The sequence below is a fragment of the Bradyrhizobium sp. CCH5-F6 genome, assembly GCF_001556045.1.
In the GTDB taxonomy this organism is placed as follows: domain Bacteria; phylum Pseudomonadota; class Alphaproteobacteria; order Rhizobiales; family Xanthobacteraceae; genus Bradyrhizobium.
Genome location: NZ_LSIC01000171.1, coordinates 1 through 16,831 on the forward strand (window position 1 = coordinate 1; position 16,831 = coordinate 16,831).

The following is a 16,831-nucleotide window of genomic DNA, read 5'->3' on the forward strand; positions in this document are numbered from 1 at the left end:
CCCCGATCCTGCTCTTCAGAGCGCCGCAGCGTGACCAGTCGGCGAGCCGGCGGCGTTCGCGCTCCCGTTGCACTGGGGGTCTGCTGGGACTGGAATGCTCGCCTGTATCGCGCTTAACCGAATTCGCAACTCATAACTCAAGCCTTCGGGCTTGTATTCGAGGGCTGGCCTGCCGAGCCACTTGCCGATCTCCAGCAGCACGGTGCTGCCGAAACCCTTGCGCATCGGCATTGCTGCCGGTGGTCCGCCGATCTCGCGCCAGCGAAACGAGAACACGTCCTCTTCGAGTGGGGACTGCTCGACCGTTCCTTCAACGGTGACGCGCCCGCCTGGAACACTCAGCGCGCCGTACTTGGTCGCATTGGTCGCCAACTCGTGGACGATCAGCGCGAAGTGCTGGGCTGCGGAAGCATCAACTGCGATATCGCAGCCCCGCACCTCGGCGCGGTCGGTAAAGGGCTGCAGTTCACCCCTGACGATCTGATCCAGTGGCGCGCCTGTCCAGGCCGCATCGGCGAGCATCGAATGAGCACGTGCCAGCGACTGCAGGCGGCTCTGCAGGAGGTCCCGCGCTTCGGCGATTGGCCGGTCTGCCGTCAGACCGTTCCTCACCAGGGCCGAAACCACTGTCAACAGGTTCTGCATCCGGTGTCGCATCTCGCCGATGAGAACGCGCTGTTGCTCAGCGGCTTTTGTCGTTCGCGTTTGAATTTGTCACTGGGTGCGCGCGCCGGTCCATGGCGACCAGGGTTTCCGGTTGAAGGCGACCACCGTTTCCGGTGGATGACGACCACCTGTTCCGGTCGATGGCGACCAGTGCAACAGGGCTGTGGACGGGCGTGATGAACGCCGTTGGGTGATCCGCGAATCAGCCGGACTTCGCTCCTTTTTCGAGAGGAGTGGGGATGGCCCAACAGAGATTACCCATGCGCAAGATCCGCGACGTGCTACGGCTGTCGGCCGCCGGCCTGTCCAAGCGCCAGATTGCCGCCAGTCTCGGGATTGGCCCGACCGCCGCCGGAGCGTGCCTGCGCCGGGCGCGCGAAGCCGGCGTCGGTTGGCCGCTGCCGGACGATCTTGACGACGTCGCACTGGAGAGCCGCCTCTATCCGGTCCCGACGACCACGGCCAAGGCCAAGGATTGGCGGTCGCTGCCGGACTGGCCGGCGATCCACCGGGAGTTGCGTCGCAAGGGCGTGACGCTGCAACTGGTCTGGGAGGAATATCGCGCCGCGCATCCTGACGGTTACGGCCGCAGCTGGTTCTGCGAACTCTAGCGGGCTTGGGAAGGCCGGTTGTCGCCGACGATGCGGCAGGCGCATGTGGCCGGCGAGAAGCTGTTCGTCGATTACGACGGCACGACGATCGACATCGTCGATGCCACGACCGGAGAGGTGCATGCCTGCCAGCAGTTTGTCGCCGCACTCGGCGCATCGAGCTTTACGTACGCCAAAGCAACCTTCACGCAGACGCTGCCCGACTGGATCGGCTCGCACACACGCGCCTTTGGCTTTTACGGCGGTGTGCCGGCGATGGTCGTTTCCGACAATCTGAAGTCCGGCGTCACCAAGGCCTGCTTCTACGAGCCGGGCGTCAATCGTGCCTATGCCGAAATGGCGGTGCACTACGACACGGCCATCGTGCCGGCACGGCCGAGAAAACCGCGCGACAAGGCGAAGGTCGAGGTCGCCGTGCAGGTCACGACGCGCTGGATTATCGCCAAGCTGCGCAACATCAGGTTCTTCTCGCTCGTCGAGTTGAACGCAGCGATCCGTGATTGTGTCATAGCGCTGAACGACCGCGTCTCCCGGCATCTCGGCGCGAGCCGCCGCGCGCTGTTTGAGGCACTGGACCAGCCAGCGTTGAAGCCATTACCGACTGAGCCCTACGTCTACGCCGAGTGGAAGCAGTGCAAGGCCGGCCTCGATTATCACGTCGAGGTCGCGCAGCATTACTACTCGGTGCCGCACGCGTTGCTGCGCGAGGAGCTATGGGCGCGGATCACGGCACGCACGGTGGAGCTGTTCCATCGTGGCAATCGCGTCGCTGTCCACGTACGTTCGTCATCAAACCGCAAGCACACGACCGTGCGCGAGCACATGTCGTCGAGCCACCGCCGCTATGCCGACTGGACGCCGGAACGCATCCAGGGCCGAGCGAACGAGATCGGGCCGAAGACATCGGCGTTGATCGAGATCATCCTGCGCGAGAAGACGCATCCGGAGCAGGGCTTCCGCGTCACGATCGGCATCCTCAGGCACGCCAACAGCTTCGGGCATGAGCGACTGGAAGCCGCCTGCGGCCGCGCGCTCGAGATTGGCGCGCGCTCCTACACCTCGGTTACCTCCATCCTGAAGACCAACCTTGATCGCCGACGGCCTGCCTCCGCCACGGACGGGCCGGCGATCGTGCACGCGAACATCCGTGGCCCCCGCTACTTCCACTGAGGAGAAAACAAGCAATGCTGACCCATCCAACCATCGACCAGCTGCGAGCCCTGAGGCTCGACGGCATGGCCGAGGCCTTTGTTGAACTGCAGTCGCAGGACGCTGCCCGGGATCTCGCGCCTGCCGAATGGCTGGCGCTGCTGCTCGATCGCGAGGCGGCGCATCGCGGCACGCAGCGGTTCAAAAGCCGGCTGCGCAATGCGAAGCTGCGCCACGGCCAGGCGTCGATCGAGGACGTCGACTATCGTGCCGCCCGACGGCTCGACAAGGCGCTGTTCCAGCAACTGGCCGCCGGCCGCTGGATTGCCGAACATCGCAATCTGCTGATCACCGGACCGTGCGGTGTCGGCAAGTCTTGGCTCAGCTGCGCGCTGGCGCAGAGAGCCTGCCGTGATGGCTATACGGTGCATTACGCACGTGTGCCGCGCCTCTTTGCCGATCTCGAACTAGCCCACGGAGACGGCCGCTTCGCGTGTCTGTTCCGCACGCTCACCAAGGCCGATCTGCTGATCCTTGATGACTGGGGCCCAGACCGGCTCTCGGCCAACCAGCGGCGCGACCTCATGGAGATCGTCAGGACCGCTATGGCGCCGGCTCGACGCTGATCACCAGCCAGTTGCCGGTCGATGCCTGGCACGAGGTCATCGGCGCGATCCTCGACCGCCTCGTGCATAATGCCCATCGTCTTGCGCTCGATGGGCCATCGATGCGCGATCTCAAGACGGCCAAGTCGGATACCACGCCGCCGGGGCCGAGCGCGGCGGGTACGACGGTCACGAAACCGGCGACAGGAGCGAAAAAATGAACAACGCGCCCTCCGGCTCGCCCATGCGCGGCGCTGCGTTTGACTCGTGGCGGTCACTTCGCGCCGCGCACGGGCTCCACCTATTGCTTGACCCGAACCTCAAATACTGAGATCAGAAAATAAATCCAACGGCGCCATCAAGCTCGTGCGCCGCCTTGGTCGTCATCGACCGGATCACGTGGTCGCCATGCGCCGGACAGCGTGGTCGCCTTCTCCGGTATGCGCAGCCAAGGCCAGCGACATCACGATGAAGCTATCGGAAGCCAGCGACCAACTTCCTGCGGGTCGCCCCGGTATCGTTCACATCGGCTTCGAGGCCGTTGAAGGAGACGATGTAGAGCGTGTGTTTCGGCATGGAATAAGGGCTCTGACTCACTTTTGATGCAGTTTGGAGGATGTCTGGCGCTTTGATTGGAGGAGAATCAGCGCCATGCAGCAGGCACTGCACCGCTCCAGTTTGGTGCCGCGTGGGTTTGTTGTAGAGAGTGCTTACTACGAGGGTAATAAGGCGATCGTTGTGGTTCGGGCGTCCGGCAGCGTCGGCCTGTGTCCATCGTGCGGAACGGTTTCGCGGCGTGTTCATAGCCGCTACCGGCGCCGCGTGACCGATCTGCCGCTCTCGGGTCGGATCGTCCAGCTCCTGGTAATCGCCCGCCGTTTTCGCTGCGACGCGGTTCTGTGCGGGCGTCAGATCTTCACTGAGCGCTTCGGCGAAGGCGTACTGGCGCCTTCGGCGCGCCGCACCGCGAGGCTGGAGTCCATCGTTCACCACCTTGGCTTGGCGCTTGGGGGTAGACCGGCAGCAGTCTTCGCAAAGCGGCTGATGCTGCCGGTGAGCAAAGATACCCTTCTTCGGGTGGTTCGGCACCGTAGCCGTCCCCCAGCTGACCCGCTCAGGGTCATCGGCATTGATGACTGGGCCTGGCGGCGCAATCACCGATACGCCAGCATCGTCTGCAACCTGGAAAGGCGCAGGGTCGTCACTTTGTTGCCGGATCGTGAGCCGGCGACGGCCCAAGCCTGGCTCGCTGCTCATCCCACGATCGCAATCGTCGCCCGTGACCGCGGCGGCGGATATGGCGAAGCCGCGGCCAAGGCCCTGCCGCACGCAGTACAGGTCGCCGACCGTTGGCATCTGATGGAGAACGCCAGTCGGGCCTTCCTCGATGCCGTCCGCAAATCGATGCGCCAGATACGCACCGTCATCGGTGCGACCACGATCGATCCCAAGCTACTCACCGCCGCTGAGCGCCTCCAGTATGAGGGCTATCTGCGCCGTGGGGAGACCAACGCGGTCATCCTGGCTCTGTCGAAGAATGGCATACCTATCAAGCAGATCGTGCGTCAGACCGGCCACAGCAGGAAGCTGGTGCGACAGGTGGTCCGCGGCGAACGTCACGACGTGTTCCGAACCCGGCAAAGTTCGTTGGATGTGCACTTGCCATGGCTGGACGAGCAGTGGGCGTCTGGCTGCCGCAACGGTGCTGAACTTTGGCGCCGTTTGAAAGGGCGTGGCTTCCGAGGCTCGCTCCGTGTCATCAGCGAGTGGGCAACCCGCAGACGACGAGCGGAAAGGACCGACACACAAAACCTTCAGAGGATTCCGTCGGCCAGAACGATCGCTCGCCTCATGACAATCGGACGGGACCTGCTCACCAAAGCGGAGACCGTCACGGTCGCGGCGATCGAAGCTGGCGTGCCAACTCTGGTCGAGGCACGCGAGATCATCGCCGAATTCCACCTGATGATCCGGCGTAAGACCGAGGCGGGCCTCGCTCCTTGGATCGAGCGTGCCCGCGCCAGTCTCGTCGCCTCGTTCGCGAGCGGCGTCGGGAGAGACCAAGCGGCAGTCCGAGCCGCAATCACGTCGCCCTGGTCGAACGGACAAACCGAAGGACAGATTACGCGCCTCAAGCTCGTCAGCGCCAAATGTATGGCCGCGGGAAGATCGATCTGCTCCAAGCCCGGTTAGTCGGCGCAGAATGAAAGGAGCTGCACCAAGATACTGCGTCAGAGCCCCCCCAAGATTGCGTCAGAGCCCCCCTGGATGCCGATCGGGGGTCCCAGTCCAATGCCGATTGACACCCGAGGTATCTCCTAGGATTTCTCAACATAAGCCAGGACCACATCCACGAAAGCCATCCGGAGATCGTGAAACGGCTGAAACGGGCCGACGGGCATCTCCAGAAGGTCATCGCGATGTTCGCGGAAGGCCGCCCCTGCCTCGATCTGGCGCAGCAACTGCACGCCGTCGAGAAGGCGATCTCGGAGGCGAAGAAGTCTCTGATCCACGACCAAGTGGACAACTGCCTGGACGCTGCCGCCAACTGTGGCTCAGGCAAGTCGACCAAGAACGTCCTCGCCGAATTCAAGGCGATCTCGCGCTATCTTTAGCGGAGCGGACGATGGCTTCGCGCATCAGCACGGCTTCCATAATGATCTTCGCCGCGTCGATTGCGGCGGTGGCCGGCACCGTCGTGACGGCCACCGCGCAGTCGAACTCCGCGAAGCCGGGCATCATCGTCATGGACGATGACCGCATCAAGCTTGCCAGCATCGAGCTCCGACAGGCCGGACCGGCCGCTGTCGCCAGGCGACTGACGGTGCCGGATACGATCGTGCCTGACGGGGGGCGCATCGCCCACGTCTCCATCAAGGTTTCCGGCACCGTCGCGGATCTGCGAAAGAACATCGGCGACGATGTAGCGAAAGACGATATCTTGGGCGTGCTGGAGAGCCGCGAGGTCGCCGACGCGAAAAGCGAGTATCTGTCCGCCAAACTCTCGAACGAGCTACAGCAGGATCTCACGGCGCGCGACAAGTCCCTGTGGGAGGGCCGCGCGGTTCCGGAACAGCAATACATCAAATCGCGAAACGCGGCGGTGCAGACGGAGATGCGTTTCGGAATCGCACGGCAGAAGCTGATGGCGCTTGGCGTCAGCGACGCGGAAATCGCGGCCCTGCCCCAGGCACCGGACGGAACGCTTCGGAGCCAGAACGTCCGGGCCCCCATCTCTGGACGCATCGTCGAGCGGAAGGTGGAGCTTGGCACCGCCGTCGGGCGAGACAGTCTCGAGACCGAACTCTTCGTCATCGTCGACCTCAGTCGCGTCTGGGTCGAACTGGCGGTCTCGTCGATCGACCTGCCTCTGGTGAGGGAGGGTCAGTCGGTCGATGTCGCACTGCGCGGCGACCCGGAGACGGGTGCGGGCAGCATCGTGTTCGTCAGTCCATTGCTCGACAAGGAGACCCGGGCCGCGCGGGTGGTGGCCTCCCTGCCCAATCCGGATGGCCGTTGGCGGCCCGGATCGTTCGTGACCGCAGCCATCGTAATCGAGCGTCGCGACGTGGCCGTTACGGTCCCCTTCGCCGCCGTGCAGACCGTCGATGGTCGGAAAGTGGTGTTCGTCCGGACCAAGCAAGGCTTCGAAAAGCGCGAGGTCGCGCTGGGACGACGTGATGGACCCATCGTCGAGATCGTCTCTGGGCTCGCAGCGGGAGATGCCGTCGCCGCCTCGAACACGTTCTCGCTTAAGGCGAACTCTCCAAACCCGCCGACGAGGACTGAGAGATGATCGAACGGATCGTCGAATTCTCCGTCCGACGGCGCTGGCTTGTCCTTTTGGCGACGCTCATTGCGGCGGTGTCCGGATTCTGGTCCCTCGCCAGGCTTCCCATCGACGCCGTTCCCGACGTCATGTCCTCGCCGATCGCACCTACCGCCATCTGTTCGCCGCTCAGGTGATCGCACTGATCGGGACGGGCCTGATGACCGTCGCCCTCGGCCTGCTGGCCTTCCGCATCGCCGGGGAGAACGCCGGCGCTGTGCTCGGAACGGCGCTCGCCATCAAAATGGTCGCCTACGTCCTCGTCGCGCCGATCGTGGGGGGCTTGCCGGCCACCTACCGCGTCGCGCTTTCCTGGTGTCGATGGATCTGACACGTGCGGCTGTCGCCATCGCGCTGCCCTTCATCGACCGGGTCTGGGAGGTCTACCTCCTGATCTTCGTGCTGCAGTCCGCATCCGCTGCATTCACGCCGACGTTCCAGGCGACGATCCCGGATGTGCTTCCGGAGGAGCACGATTACACGCGCGCCCTCTCGCTATCCCGCCTGGCGTACGACCTGGAAAGCCTCCTGAGCCCGACGCTGGCCGCCGCGTTGCTGACCCTGATCACGTTCAACTGGCTCTTCATCGGCACGGTGATCGGCTTCCTCTGCTCGGCGGCGCTGGTGGTCTCGGTCACGATCCCGCAACCGTCGGCGGCCCGTCCCCGCCGTGGTTTCTTCGACGACACGACGCGCGGCATGCGCATCTATCTCGCCACGCCTCGGCTTCGCGGCCTGCTGGCCCTCAATCTCGCCGTCGCCGCGGCCGGATCGATGGTGTTCGTCAACACCGTCGTCTTGGTGAAGGGAGCGCTGCGCGGGACCGACGGCAACGTCGCGCTCGCTCTCGCCTGCTTCGGCGGCGGCTCGATGGCGGCCGCCCTCCTACTCCCTCGGCTCCTTGATCGGCTGTCAGACCGCCGGATCATGCTCTCGTCGGCGGGAACGCTGGTTGCGGTGTTGATCGCCTTCGGATCGCTCATGGTGGCCTCCGGAGTCCACCAGAGCATCTGGTACGCGCTTTTGCCGACGTGGGCACTACTGGGGATCGGATACTCGGCCGTCATGACCCCATCGGGACGCCTGCTGCGTCCATCGGCCGACGCTGCGGACAGGCCGGCGGTGTTCGCCGCTCAGTTCGCGCTGTCCCATGTTTGCTGGTTGCTGACTTATCCTCTGGCCGGATGGCTGGGATCCGCAGCGGGACTTGGTTCCACCGTATTTGCGCTCGCTGCGGTGGCTCTGATCGCCGCCGCGTTGGCCGTCAGTCTCTGGCCGATTTTGTTGCAGAACTGTCTTGAGGAGCAGGGCGAACCGTGATTCCGTCGAGGTGGAGCGGCCATCGACGGAGAGTTCGATGATGGAGCGGTGCAAGAGTGAGCAGGGTCATCTGTTCTATGCGTTCGACCTCGAGGCCGTAGTGCCGGACGACCATCAGGTTCGGCGGATTGCGGCAGTTCTCGATCTCTCATGGGTGCGCGTTGAGCTTGCGCCGCATTATTCCAACACTGGCCGACCATCGGTCGATCCGGAGCTGATGATCCGGATGCTTATCCTTGGCTACGTATTCGCGATCCGCTCGGAGCGCGCACTATGCTGCGAGGTTCAGCTCAACCTGGCCAACCGATGGTTTTGCGGCCTCGGCATAGAGGACAAGGTCCCGGATCACTCGGCATTCACGCGCGCGCGCAACGAGCGCTTTCGCGATCATGATGTCTTTCGTCACGTCTTCGAGCGTGTTGTCGCTTCGTGCATCAAAGCTGGCCTTGTCGGCGGCAATGGTTTCGCCGTGGATGCCAGTTTGATCGCCGCGGACGCCAACAAGTGCCGCTCGACGCCGGGCGATAAATGGAGCCACCACATCGACCCGACGAGGGCCAGGGGCGCCGTACAGGACTATCTCGCCAATCTCGACGATCCAGCATGGGGTCGTGCGACCGACGTCGTGCCGAAGTTTATCGCGCCCTCCGACCCCGCCGCGCAGTGGGCTGGCGCTCTGCGCAACGCTGCGTTCTTCGCCTACGCCGACAATTATCTTATCGACATCAAATTCGGCATCATAATGGATGTCGAGGCGTCCCGGGCGATCCGCCAATCCGAGGTTGGCGCATCCCAGACGATGATCGAACGGACTGAGAAGACGTTCGGCATCAAGCCCGACTGGCTTGTCGCCGATACGGCCTACGGCTCGGCCCCCAATCTCCACTTCCTGGTCGATGAGAAGGGAATCGTGCCCCACATCCCGGGGATCGACAAATCACAGCGCAACGACGGTACGTTCAGCCGCGACGATTTCATCTATGACGAGGCGCGCGATCACTATGTCTGCCTCAGCGGCAAGATCCTGCCGCGCTCAAGCGGGGCACGCGGACCACGCGGGGATGACGCTATCTCGTATTTCTCGCGCGTCGACGATTGCCGCGACTGCCCGCTCAAATCGAAATGCTGTCCAAACTCTCCGAGCCGGAAGATCACACGCCACGTGCACGAGGCAGCACGCGATGTCGCCCGCGCGATCGCCAAGACGCCTGCCTACGAGCAGACCCGGCGAGATCGCAAGAAGGTTGAGATGCTGTTCGCGCACCTCAAGCGAATTCTGCGGCTCGGCCGCCTGAGATTGCGTGGACCGGCCGGTGCGCAGTTCGAATTTACGTTTGCAGCAAACGCTCAAAACCTTCGTCGCCTTGCCAAGCTGGCGCTGCACCCGCCCGACACGGCCGCACCATGCGTTGCGTAAGTGGTGTCCGTCGCGTTGGTGGCGTCAGGCGTCAGTGCCCAGGCGCCGCCGCCCATGCCGGGCAGGCGGTGAGAGATCGCGAGCCCTGGTTTTCAGAGCTCAGCTCCGGCTGAGACCGCCGAGCCCACCGACTTCTGCAACAACATCGGCCCGCTGCGGATCCGGACGCGCTCCCACACCAACATGCCGACCTAGCCGCCGACCACCCACATTTGGAGGGGCATGAGCGCACCCACGCCCATTCGTTCGTGATCGATGAGCTCCACAGGAGGTGGCCGTGAGCCGTGGCGTTCCCGTCGATCGCAGCGCGAAGCGCCCCCCTTTCCGACATCTGGCAACTGTTGCAATTTCACCACGACGCGGTTGCGAAGTGATCGCCTGTAGGCGGGACTTGTTGCAATTAAGAACTATTCGCAATAGCAAGGCATCGGAGCATCTGCAAATTGATTACCCGTTGAAGATGTAGAATTTTTGTAAGGGAGGTGACGATGACTTGCCCACTGCGAGAATTCGCGGGCATCCGCCCTCGGCCTGCTCTCCCCCGGCGCAAGTCTGGCTTCCGACCTGCCCTCGCGGCGTCGAGCGTTCGAAGTCCCTTGCAACCGGACGAGGCCCTAAACGGGTATGCACAACCGCGGGTGCTGCGAGGTTGCTCTGAAATACTTCGCGGCGAACGCACGCCGCGGTCAATTGAGCGACGGGATTGGCGGCGTGCAAGCTAGAGTCAAAATGTTGCCAAGCGGCCGCCGCCGTATCGAAAACGATATGAAGAGGCGGACGGTCGACGCGATGAAGACGGTCATCATTGGCATGATCCTGGCGGCCGGTTCGGCCGCCGAGGGACTTTCGGCCGACCTCGGCAAGGTCGCCCCCGTCCCTGCCGTCGATTGGAGCGGCCCCTTCGTCGGCGGTCATTTCGCCTATGGCGTCGGCACCTCGCATTACGCTTTCGGCGCCCCGGGACTAGCTCCGTCGTCCGGATCGATCGACATGACGAACTCCCTCAATGCGTTCAAGGGAACCGGCTCCTACGCTCTCGGCCTGAGCGCCGGCTACAACTACGTGCTGCCTTCCCACGTGCTTCTCGGTATCGAAGGCGACCTCACCTTTCCCAACATGATCTCAGGGACCACTGCTGTCGGCACCGCGCAGGGGCCGGCAGGCCTGAAAGAGACCGTCCTGACATCGGGAACGTTGAGGGCTCGCCTAGGGTACGCGTCGGGGTCCTGGTTGTTCTACGCCACGGGCGGCTTCGCATGGAGCTACGATCAGGCGACGCTCGATCCGCTCGACGGCACTGCGGGAGACAAGATCGGTTTCACTCGGCTTGGCTCCGCTTGGGGCGCCGGCGCCGAGCTCGCCTTGTCGGCGAACTGGTCGGCGCAGTTCGAATACCTCTATACGGACTTCGGCGCGAAGGAGAAAACGTTCGGCGGAACGCAGCGACTTTCCTCCGACCTTTCCGTGCAAACCGCCCGCCTCGGCCTCAACTACCGCTTCGGCCAGAATGGGCAGAAGGTTCTTGAGGACGGCTTGACGCCCTTCGAAACGGACCAGTTCAGCATCCATGGGCAGACCACCTATCTGCAGCAATACGCGGCGCCATTCCGCTCACCCTACACGGGGACGAACAGCCTCATTCCGAACCAGAACCGTCAGACCTGGGACCTGACGCTCTACGCCGGGTTCAGGCCGTGGCAAGGCGGAGAGTTCTGGGTCAACCCGGAGATCGATCAGGGGTTCGGCTTGAGCTCGACCTTGGGTGTGGCCGGATTTCCGAGCGGCGAAGCCTACAAGGTCGGATCCGCTGCGCCCTACGCCCGCATTCCCCGCGCCTTCTTCCGTCAGACGTTCGACCTCGGCGGTGAGACCAAGAAGGTCGACGCCGACATCAACCAGTTCGCCGGCACGCAGAGCGCCGACCGCTTGGTCCTGACGGTGGGAAAATTCGCCGTCACCGACGTCTTCGACACCAACAAGTATGCCCACGACCCGCGCAAGGATTTCATGAACTGGTCGATCGTGGACACCGGCACGTTCGACTACGCCGCCGACGCCTGGGGCTTCACCTACGGCGCCGCCGTCGAGTGGTACAAGGGCGACTGGACATTCCGCGGCGGCTTGTTCGATCTGTCGACCGTTCCCAACAGCACCGAGCTGGATCCGACGTTCTCCCAATTTCAGTGGATCGGCGAGATCGAACATCGCCATGAGATCTGGGGCAAGCCGGGCAAGGTCGCGGTTACGGGATTCCTGACGCGCGGGCGCATGGGCCGCTTCGACGAGGCCTTGGCGCTCGCGCAAGCGACGGGCACAGCCGCGGATACCGCCCTGGTCCGGCGCTACCAGAGCCGGGCCGGCATCAGCGTCAACTTGGAGCAGGAGATCACGAAGGACCTCGGCGTCTTCGCCAGAGCCGGCGTCGCCGACGGATCCAAGGAGTCCTATGAATTCACCGACATCGATACGACGGTTGCCGCTGGCCTGTCGCTCGCGGGATCTTCCTGGAACAGACCTAACCACACGTTCGGATTCGCCGGCGTGATGAACGGCATCTCGCAAGCGCGCCGGACCTACCTCGATGCGGGCGGTCTCGGCATTCTCGTCGGAGACGGACGCCTGCCGAACGCCGGCCCCGAGAAGATCATCGAAACCTACTACAGCTTACCACTGTGGTCGTGGCGCGCGACGCTGGACTACCAGCTCGTCGTCAACCCGGCCTATAACCGCGACCGCGGTCCGGCCTCAATCTTCGGCATGCGCGTCCGCTCCCAATTCTGACGGCCCTTACCGGCCACGCGGAGCGCGCATCGCCAACGACTGGATCGCGTCGGCGTATACGGGACTGGCGAGCGTGTTTTCAGTCAACACATTCTTTGGCGCTGGAAACGACCTCGGAAGCACCCTGACGGCCGTTCTCTCCGACGAGGCGGGCTTTGGGATTCCTGATGCGGATTCCGACGCGAACATCCCTCTCCGAGAGAAAACCAGAAGGCCGCCCTGGGAAGGCGGCCTTCTCTTTTCGTCTCTCTCGTCGAGCGGTCAGTAGGCCGAGTTGTTTGGGGGAGGACATCTCAGCTGTCGTTCCGAGAAGTTCTCAATAGCGGTGGTGGCCTCGCTTGATTACCACTGTCCTGTTGCCGTGCATTCTCATGCCCCGATGCATGTCGCCCCCATCACGCATGCCAGCCCCATGGGGACCGCGCATCTCTGCCCGCGCGCCGTATCCACCATGATGTCCGCCCTTCTTGACGATCACCGTCTCCGCCGAAGCCGGCAGAGCGAACGAGATGGCCAAGCCGAATACCAAAAGACCAAGCTTCTTCATGTTCCAGGTTCCTCTCTCATCAGAGGTTACCTACGTCACACGTCATCGTGACGTTCCCTTCTGCGGAAGAGTCCGGTTGCGACCAATTTACACACGACTAACGGGCGCGGGGCGCCGAGCAACGTTGCTTCGTTCCCGGCGTGCCATTCCCGGGAGCAAATGGTCCGCGCGAAGCATGCAGGAACGGCTCGATGGAAGACAAAATCCAACGAGCGAGGGCCGAAATGAGATTCACTCAAGCAATTTTTGCATGAGACTCTCAGGCAGTTGTTACCCGCGCTCCGCGCGCCCGACGTCAGGAGACGGTGAAAATACAGGTTTAACCGCGATTCTGCAGTTTTACTCGTTGGCACAGTTCCGCAGCTTCCGTTGTTCACCGATGGCGGGCAGGCCCTCTATACCGGCGCGATCTCGGCATCGGGCTCTCAGATGACCGGCCTTGCCGGTCGCATCGCCGTCAATACGCAGCTCGCCCCCGATCCGAGCAAGCTTTCGGTCTACAACACCTCGCCGGTGACACCCGCAGGCGACACCACTCGCTCAGACTACCTCTACTCGCAGCTCACGACGGCGGTTTACTCCTACTCACCGCAGACTGGACTCGGCTCGTCGAGCCAGCCATTTACCGGCAGCATCTCGTGCTACCTCCAGCAGTTCCTGAGCGTCCAGGGCAACGCCGCGACGCAGGCGGCCCAGCTTCAGCAGGGTCAGAACATCGTCGTCTCGACGCTCCAGGCCAAGTTCAATTCGACCTCCAGCGTCAACCTGGACTCGGAGATGTCGAACCTGATCCAGCTTCAGAATGCCTATGCGGCGAATGCCCGAATCATGTCGGTCATTCAGGAAATGATGGACGTGCTCATTAGAGCTCAATGAGCGACTTGAGAACCCCGTCACTGCCTTGCATAGCGCTGTCGATATTCGACCCGGTCGCTTGTCCGCGGGCGCAGGGGGCATCTTCAACCTGTCGTTCGGTTCTCCATACCAGTGGATTCCCCGGCGGCGTGAATTCCTCGTCGCAACGAGCAGCAGTCACGCCGGTAATCATATTTCCTATGGGCCATCCTTCAGCCGCGCGAGAGCAACCTTCCCAGTACGGGAGCGTTGCATCCTTTCCACTCACTGGAGGATACCCCATGCCGGACACATCGCAGATCAAAGAGCACATGGACGTGATTTCGTCGGACAAGAAGACCGTAGGCAAGGTCGACCATCTGGAGGGTAGCGATAAGATAAGGCTCACCAAACAGAGCTCGCCCGCACGAAGGTCGCAAGTAATCACGGCTTCTCGACCGGGAGCCCCACGCCTATTGGGCCGCCGACGCGACGACAGCCGCGTCGGCTCTCTCCGAGAGTTTGCGCCGAACTCAGCCGACGAATAGTTTCCGTAGAACGATCACGGTGGCCGCTGCACCCCGCGGGCCGACAAGAGTAACTGCGTAGCTGTCTGGAAACGCGCGATGCAGCAGGATGCCGGCCGAGCTGGCCGACAACGCTATGAGCACCAACAGTCCAACGACGAAAAAGGCGCGCTGAACCTTTGACATGCGGCAGGATTCCGCACCCTCATTCTCGCTATCGCGGCGAACCACATCCGTCCTTTCGCATCGAAGGTTAAAGGAACCAGCGGTCGACGCCGTGGGCCTTTGCTACTTCGCCTCTTTGTTGTCGCGTAGCTCGGCTTGAGCCGCAGCGAAGATGATGTCCACGGGACGGCACCGATCCACGACCGTCCGAAGCAACCGGCGGCCGTCGGCCTTCTGTTGACCGTGGCTCAGAAACTCGCCGACGAAGAAATCCGCCTCGCAAAGCCGCCTTTCGCCTTCGGCGCCCACGCCGCCGCCGGCGTCTTCGCGCACCCGGTCCATGTCCAGTTTGCCCAAGTAGAAGTCCAGGACCTGAGCCGGCCACTGCGAGCGATCCACTCTCGCCGCGTTGCGCTCAAGTTCCTCGCGGTCCGGATTGCCCTGGTGGATGCGGGCGATGTGCATCCAGATGGCGGGAAAGGCGTTCGTTGGCCTCAGTCTCGCAGCGACACGCAAGTCTTCGATCGCCCCCGCGATCTCGTCCGAATAGAGCCGCGCTCGTCCCCGTCCGAGATAGGTCGCGGCGTTGCCGGGATCGATCGTTTGGGCGCGGTCGAAATCGGCCAACGCGTCCTTGTAGCGTCCCATCGTCATGTAGGCGCTCGCCCTGTTCGACCAGAAGATCGGATCGGTGCCCTTGAGACGGATCGCCTCGTCGAAATCCCCGATCGCCTTGTCCGTGTCGCCCAGCAGGAGATACATGCCGCCGCGGTTGCTGTAGGCGTCCGCGAAGTCTCGCTGCAGGTCGATCGCTTGGTCGTAGTCCGATATCGCAGCTCGATAATCCTGCTTCGCGATGAAGGCATGGGCGCGGTTGTAGAAGGCTTGCGCCGCCTTGGGATCGAGCCGGATGGCTTCCCCATAGCTTTCGATGGCCCGGTCTACCTCTCCTTTGCGTTCGTAGACCGATCCGAGATTGTTGTGAATGAGCGCGCTGGTCGGGTTCAGCCGGAGAGCTTGTAGTAGATCGTCGCGTGCCTTGTCGAATTCCCGTCGATCGCTCCACGCCAGCGCGCGGTAGACGTAGGAGTTCGGAAAGTCGGGCAACAGCGCTATCGCCGCGTCGAAATCGCCCAAGGCGAGATCGCGCAGTCCGAGCGCATCGTACGATACCCCTCGACCGTACAGAATGAGCCCGCGTTGCTCGGGAGTGGACTGTCCTTGTTTGATGGCTTCGCTGAACAATTGGATGGCCAGCGGAAACTGCTTCCTGTCCTTTGCCGCGAACCCTTCCCGCGCGAACTCGCGCGCGGTTTGGGCGACCGACGGCGAAGCCAGCAAGCACAGCATCAGCAGGCTGCACGCCGCAAAAACCAGGCTCGGAGCCCTCCCGAATATTTGGCTGTCGAATCCTTCCGTCCACCGACTGCCCTTCCAAGCTTCTTTCGTCACGACCGCCCTCAATTCGCGACGCGTCTGGCAGGAAACCTGCCGGCTACGCGCACGCCGCATTGCTCGCACGAAAACACCCAGCCACCGACCTCCGTTCGCCAGTCGCCGTCGTGTGGACAGTTTGGGCATCCTATCCTCCCTTTTTCGTTTCCCCCGTCGATCTCGATATCGAACGCCGACTTGAGACGGTGAAGGCGCTCGACCTTGTCGTCCTCCCCCTCATCCACGCTAGACCACGTCGTCGGGCGCCAGAGCGCACTCGTTGTTCTCGTCGGTTTCGATCTGCAGGGTTGCGTGTCCGATCTTGTGCTCCGTCCGGAGCAGGCGCGCAGACTCCATCAGAAACCCGTCGCCGGGATGGCCCGCGGGCATGACCAGGTGGCAGGTGATCGCCGTTTCCGTCGTGGAGATCGGCCAGATGTGCAGATCATGGATCTTCGATACGCCCGGCCGTTGCAGCAGAAGCGAGCGAACGGCATCCATGTCGGTCCCGACTGGCGCTGCGCTCAATGACATCGCGACCGAGCCGCGCAGAAGACTCCATGTGCTCCACAGGATGACGGCGCAGATGACCAGGCTCATTCCAGGATCCAGCCAAAGCCAACCGGTCCAGAGGATGAGCGCTGCTGACGCCACGACGCCGGCCGAAACGGCGGCGTCGCCTGCCATGTGCAGAAATGCCCCCTGAATGTTGATGTCGCCCTTGCGGCCGCTCGCGAACAGCATGGCCGTGGCGCCGTTGACGACGATGCCGATGGCGGCGACCACCATCACGGTCAGGCCGGCGACGGGCTCCGGTTCGTACAGCCGCAATATGGATTCCATCCGATGGCCCCGGTCGCGACGAGAAGAAACACGGCGTTCGCAAGCGCAGCCAGGATCGACGCCCCCTTCAGACCGTAGGTGAAACGGCCACTGGGCGCCCGCT

10 protein-coding genes and 6 pseudogenes are annotated in these 16,831 nt (G+C 63.1%); 11 read left to right on the forward strand and 5 right to left on the reverse strand.

Annotated features, from left to right (window positions below; all coding sequences use genetic code 11):
- Positions 1-15: 15 nt before the first annotated feature.
- Positions 16-657, reverse strand: coding sequence for a sensor histidine kinase (locus AX729_RS28710; RefSeq protein ID WP_082770558.1), 642 nt, complete (start codon positions 655-657; stop codon positions 16-18).
- Between the two features lie 248 nt (positions 658-905).
- Between AX729_RS28710 and istA the strand changes: the two are divergent.
- The 9 genes and pseudogenes from istA to AX729_RS28750 all read left to right on the forward strand — a co-directional run bounded on the left by istA (position 906) and on the right by AX729_RS28750 (position 12,378).
- Positions 906-2,447: pseudogene (gene istA / locus AX729_RS28715) on the forward strand (IS21 family transposase).
- 14 nt (positions 2,448-2,461) lie between these two features.
- Positions 2,462-3,252, forward strand: a pseudogene (gene istB, locus AX729_RS28720) (IS21-like element helper ATPase IstB).
- 430 nt (positions 3,253-3,682) lie between these two features.
- Positions 3,683-5,238, forward strand: a pseudogene (locus tag AX729_RS28725) (ISL3 family transposase).
- Between the two features lie 126 nt (positions 5,239-5,364).
- Positions 5,365-5,646 carry a metal-sensing transcriptional repressor gene (locus AX729_RS28730; RefSeq protein WP_061027558.1) on the forward strand — a complete coding sequence of 94 codons (282 nt, stop codon included), beginning with the start codon at positions 5,365-5,367 and terminating at the stop codon, positions 5,644-5,646.
- 11 nt (positions 5,647-5,657) lie between these two features.
- Positions 5,658-6,827, forward strand: coding sequence for an efflux RND transporter periplasmic adaptor subunit (locus tag AX729_RS28735; RefSeq protein WP_061027559.1), 1,170 nt, complete (start codon positions 5,658-5,660; stop codon positions 6,825-6,827).
- Positions 6,824-6,997, forward strand: coding sequence for a hypothetical protein (locus AX729_RS40090; protein WP_156457270.1), 174 nt, complete (start codon positions 6,824-6,826; stop codon positions 6,995-6,997). Before AX729_RS28735 ends, AX729_RS40090 begins: the two co-directional genes overlap by 4 nt.
- Positions 6,979-8,180, forward strand: a pseudogene (locus AX729_RS28740) (MFS transporter). The gene AX729_RS40090 and the pseudogene AX729_RS28740 overlap by 19 nt, the downstream one beginning before the upstream one ends.
- Positions 8,181-8,217: 37 nt before the next feature.
- A complete protein-coding gene (locus tag AX729_RS28745) occupies positions 8,218-9,597 on the forward strand; it encodes an IS1182 family transposase (protein WP_061027560.1) in 1,380 nt (459 codons plus the stop codon).
- 765 nt (positions 9,598-10,362) lie between these two features.
- The gene (locus tag AX729_RS28750) at positions 10,363-12,378 is read left to right on the forward strand and encodes a carbohydrate porin (RefSeq protein ID WP_245325434.1); all 2,016 of its coding nucleotides are present in this window, start codon (positions 10,363-10,365) and stop codon (positions 12,376-12,378) included.
- A gap of 316 nt (positions 12,379-12,694) precedes the next feature.
- Here AX729_RS28750 and AX729_RS28755 read toward each other — a convergent pair whose 3' ends face one another.
- Positions 12,695-12,925, reverse strand: a complete 231-nt coding sequence (locus tag AX729_RS28755) for a hypothetical protein (protein WP_061027561.1) — start codon at positions 12,923-12,925, stop codon at positions 12,695-12,697.
- A 357-nt stretch (positions 12,926-13,282) separates the two neighbouring features.
- Between AX729_RS28755 and AX729_RS28760 the strand changes: the two are divergent.
- Positions 13,283-13,801: pseudogene (locus tag AX729_RS28760) on the forward strand (flagellar basal body rod C-terminal domain-containing protein); the annotation flags it as partial.
- Positions 13,802-14,091: 290 nt separating this feature from the next.
- Entirely contained in the window at positions 14,092-14,307 is a 216-nt protein-coding gene (locus AX729_RS41680; RefSeq protein WP_502675349.1) for a DUF2171 domain-containing protein, read from the forward strand.
- On the opposite strand, the gene AX729_RS28770 is transcribed toward AX729_RS41680, so the two are convergent.
- From AX729_RS28770 to AX729_RS28780, 3 genes and pseudogenes are all read right to left on the reverse strand, one after another.
- Complete coding sequence (locus tag AX729_RS28770; RefSeq protein WP_061027563.1) at positions 14,293-14,472, reverse strand: hypothetical protein; 180 nt, start codon at positions 14,470-14,472, stop codon at positions 14,293-14,295. The two genes, AX729_RS41680 and AX729_RS28770, sit on opposite strands and share 15 nt — an antisense overlap.
- A 102-nt stretch (positions 14,473-14,574) precedes the next feature.
- Positions 14,575-15,801, reverse strand: a complete 1,227-nt coding sequence (locus AX729_RS28775; RefSeq protein WP_245325435.1) for a tetratricopeptide repeat protein — start codon at positions 15,799-15,801, stop codon at positions 14,575-14,577.
- A 330-nt stretch (positions 15,802-16,131) separates the two neighbouring features.
- Positions 16,132-16,831: pseudogene (locus tag AX729_RS28780) on the reverse strand (cation diffusion facilitator family transporter); the annotation flags it as partial.

Coding starts and splice junctions, on each gene's coding strand:
- AX729_RS28710 (WP_082770558.1), bottom strand. CDS start 657: ATGCGACACCGGATGCAGAACCTGTTGACAGTGGTTTCGGCCCTGGTG.
- AX729_RS28735 (WP_061027559.1), top strand. CDS start 5,658: ATGGCTTCGCGCATCAGCACGGCTTCCATAATGATCTTCGCCGCGTCG.
- AX729_RS28745 (WP_061027560.1), top strand. CDS start 8,218: ATGATGGAGCGGTGCAAGAGTGAGCAGGGTCATCTGTTCTATGCGTTC.
- AX729_RS28770 (WP_061027563.1), bottom strand. CDS start 14,472: ATGTCAAAGGTTCAGCGCGCCTTTTTCGTCGTTGGACTGTTGGTGCTC.
- AX729_RS28755 (WP_061027561.1), bottom strand. CDS start 12,925: ATGAAGAAGCTTGGTCTTTTGGTATTCGGCTTGGCCATCTCGTTCGCT.
- AX729_RS41680 (WP_502675349.1), top strand. CDS start 14,092: ATGGACGTGATTTCGTCGGACAAGAAGACCGTAGGCAAGGTCGACCAT.
- AX729_RS28750 (WP_245325434.1), top strand. CDS start 10,363: ATGAAGAGGCGGACGGTCGACGCGATGAAGACGGTCATCATTGGCATG.
- AX729_RS40090 (WP_156457270.1), top strand. CDS start 6,824: ATGATCGAACGGATCGTCGAATTCTCCGTCCGACGGCGCTGGCTTGTC.
- AX729_RS28775 (WP_245325435.1), bottom strand. CDS start 15,801: ATGCTGTGCTTGCTGGCTTCGCCGTCGGTCGCCCAAACCGCGCGCGAG.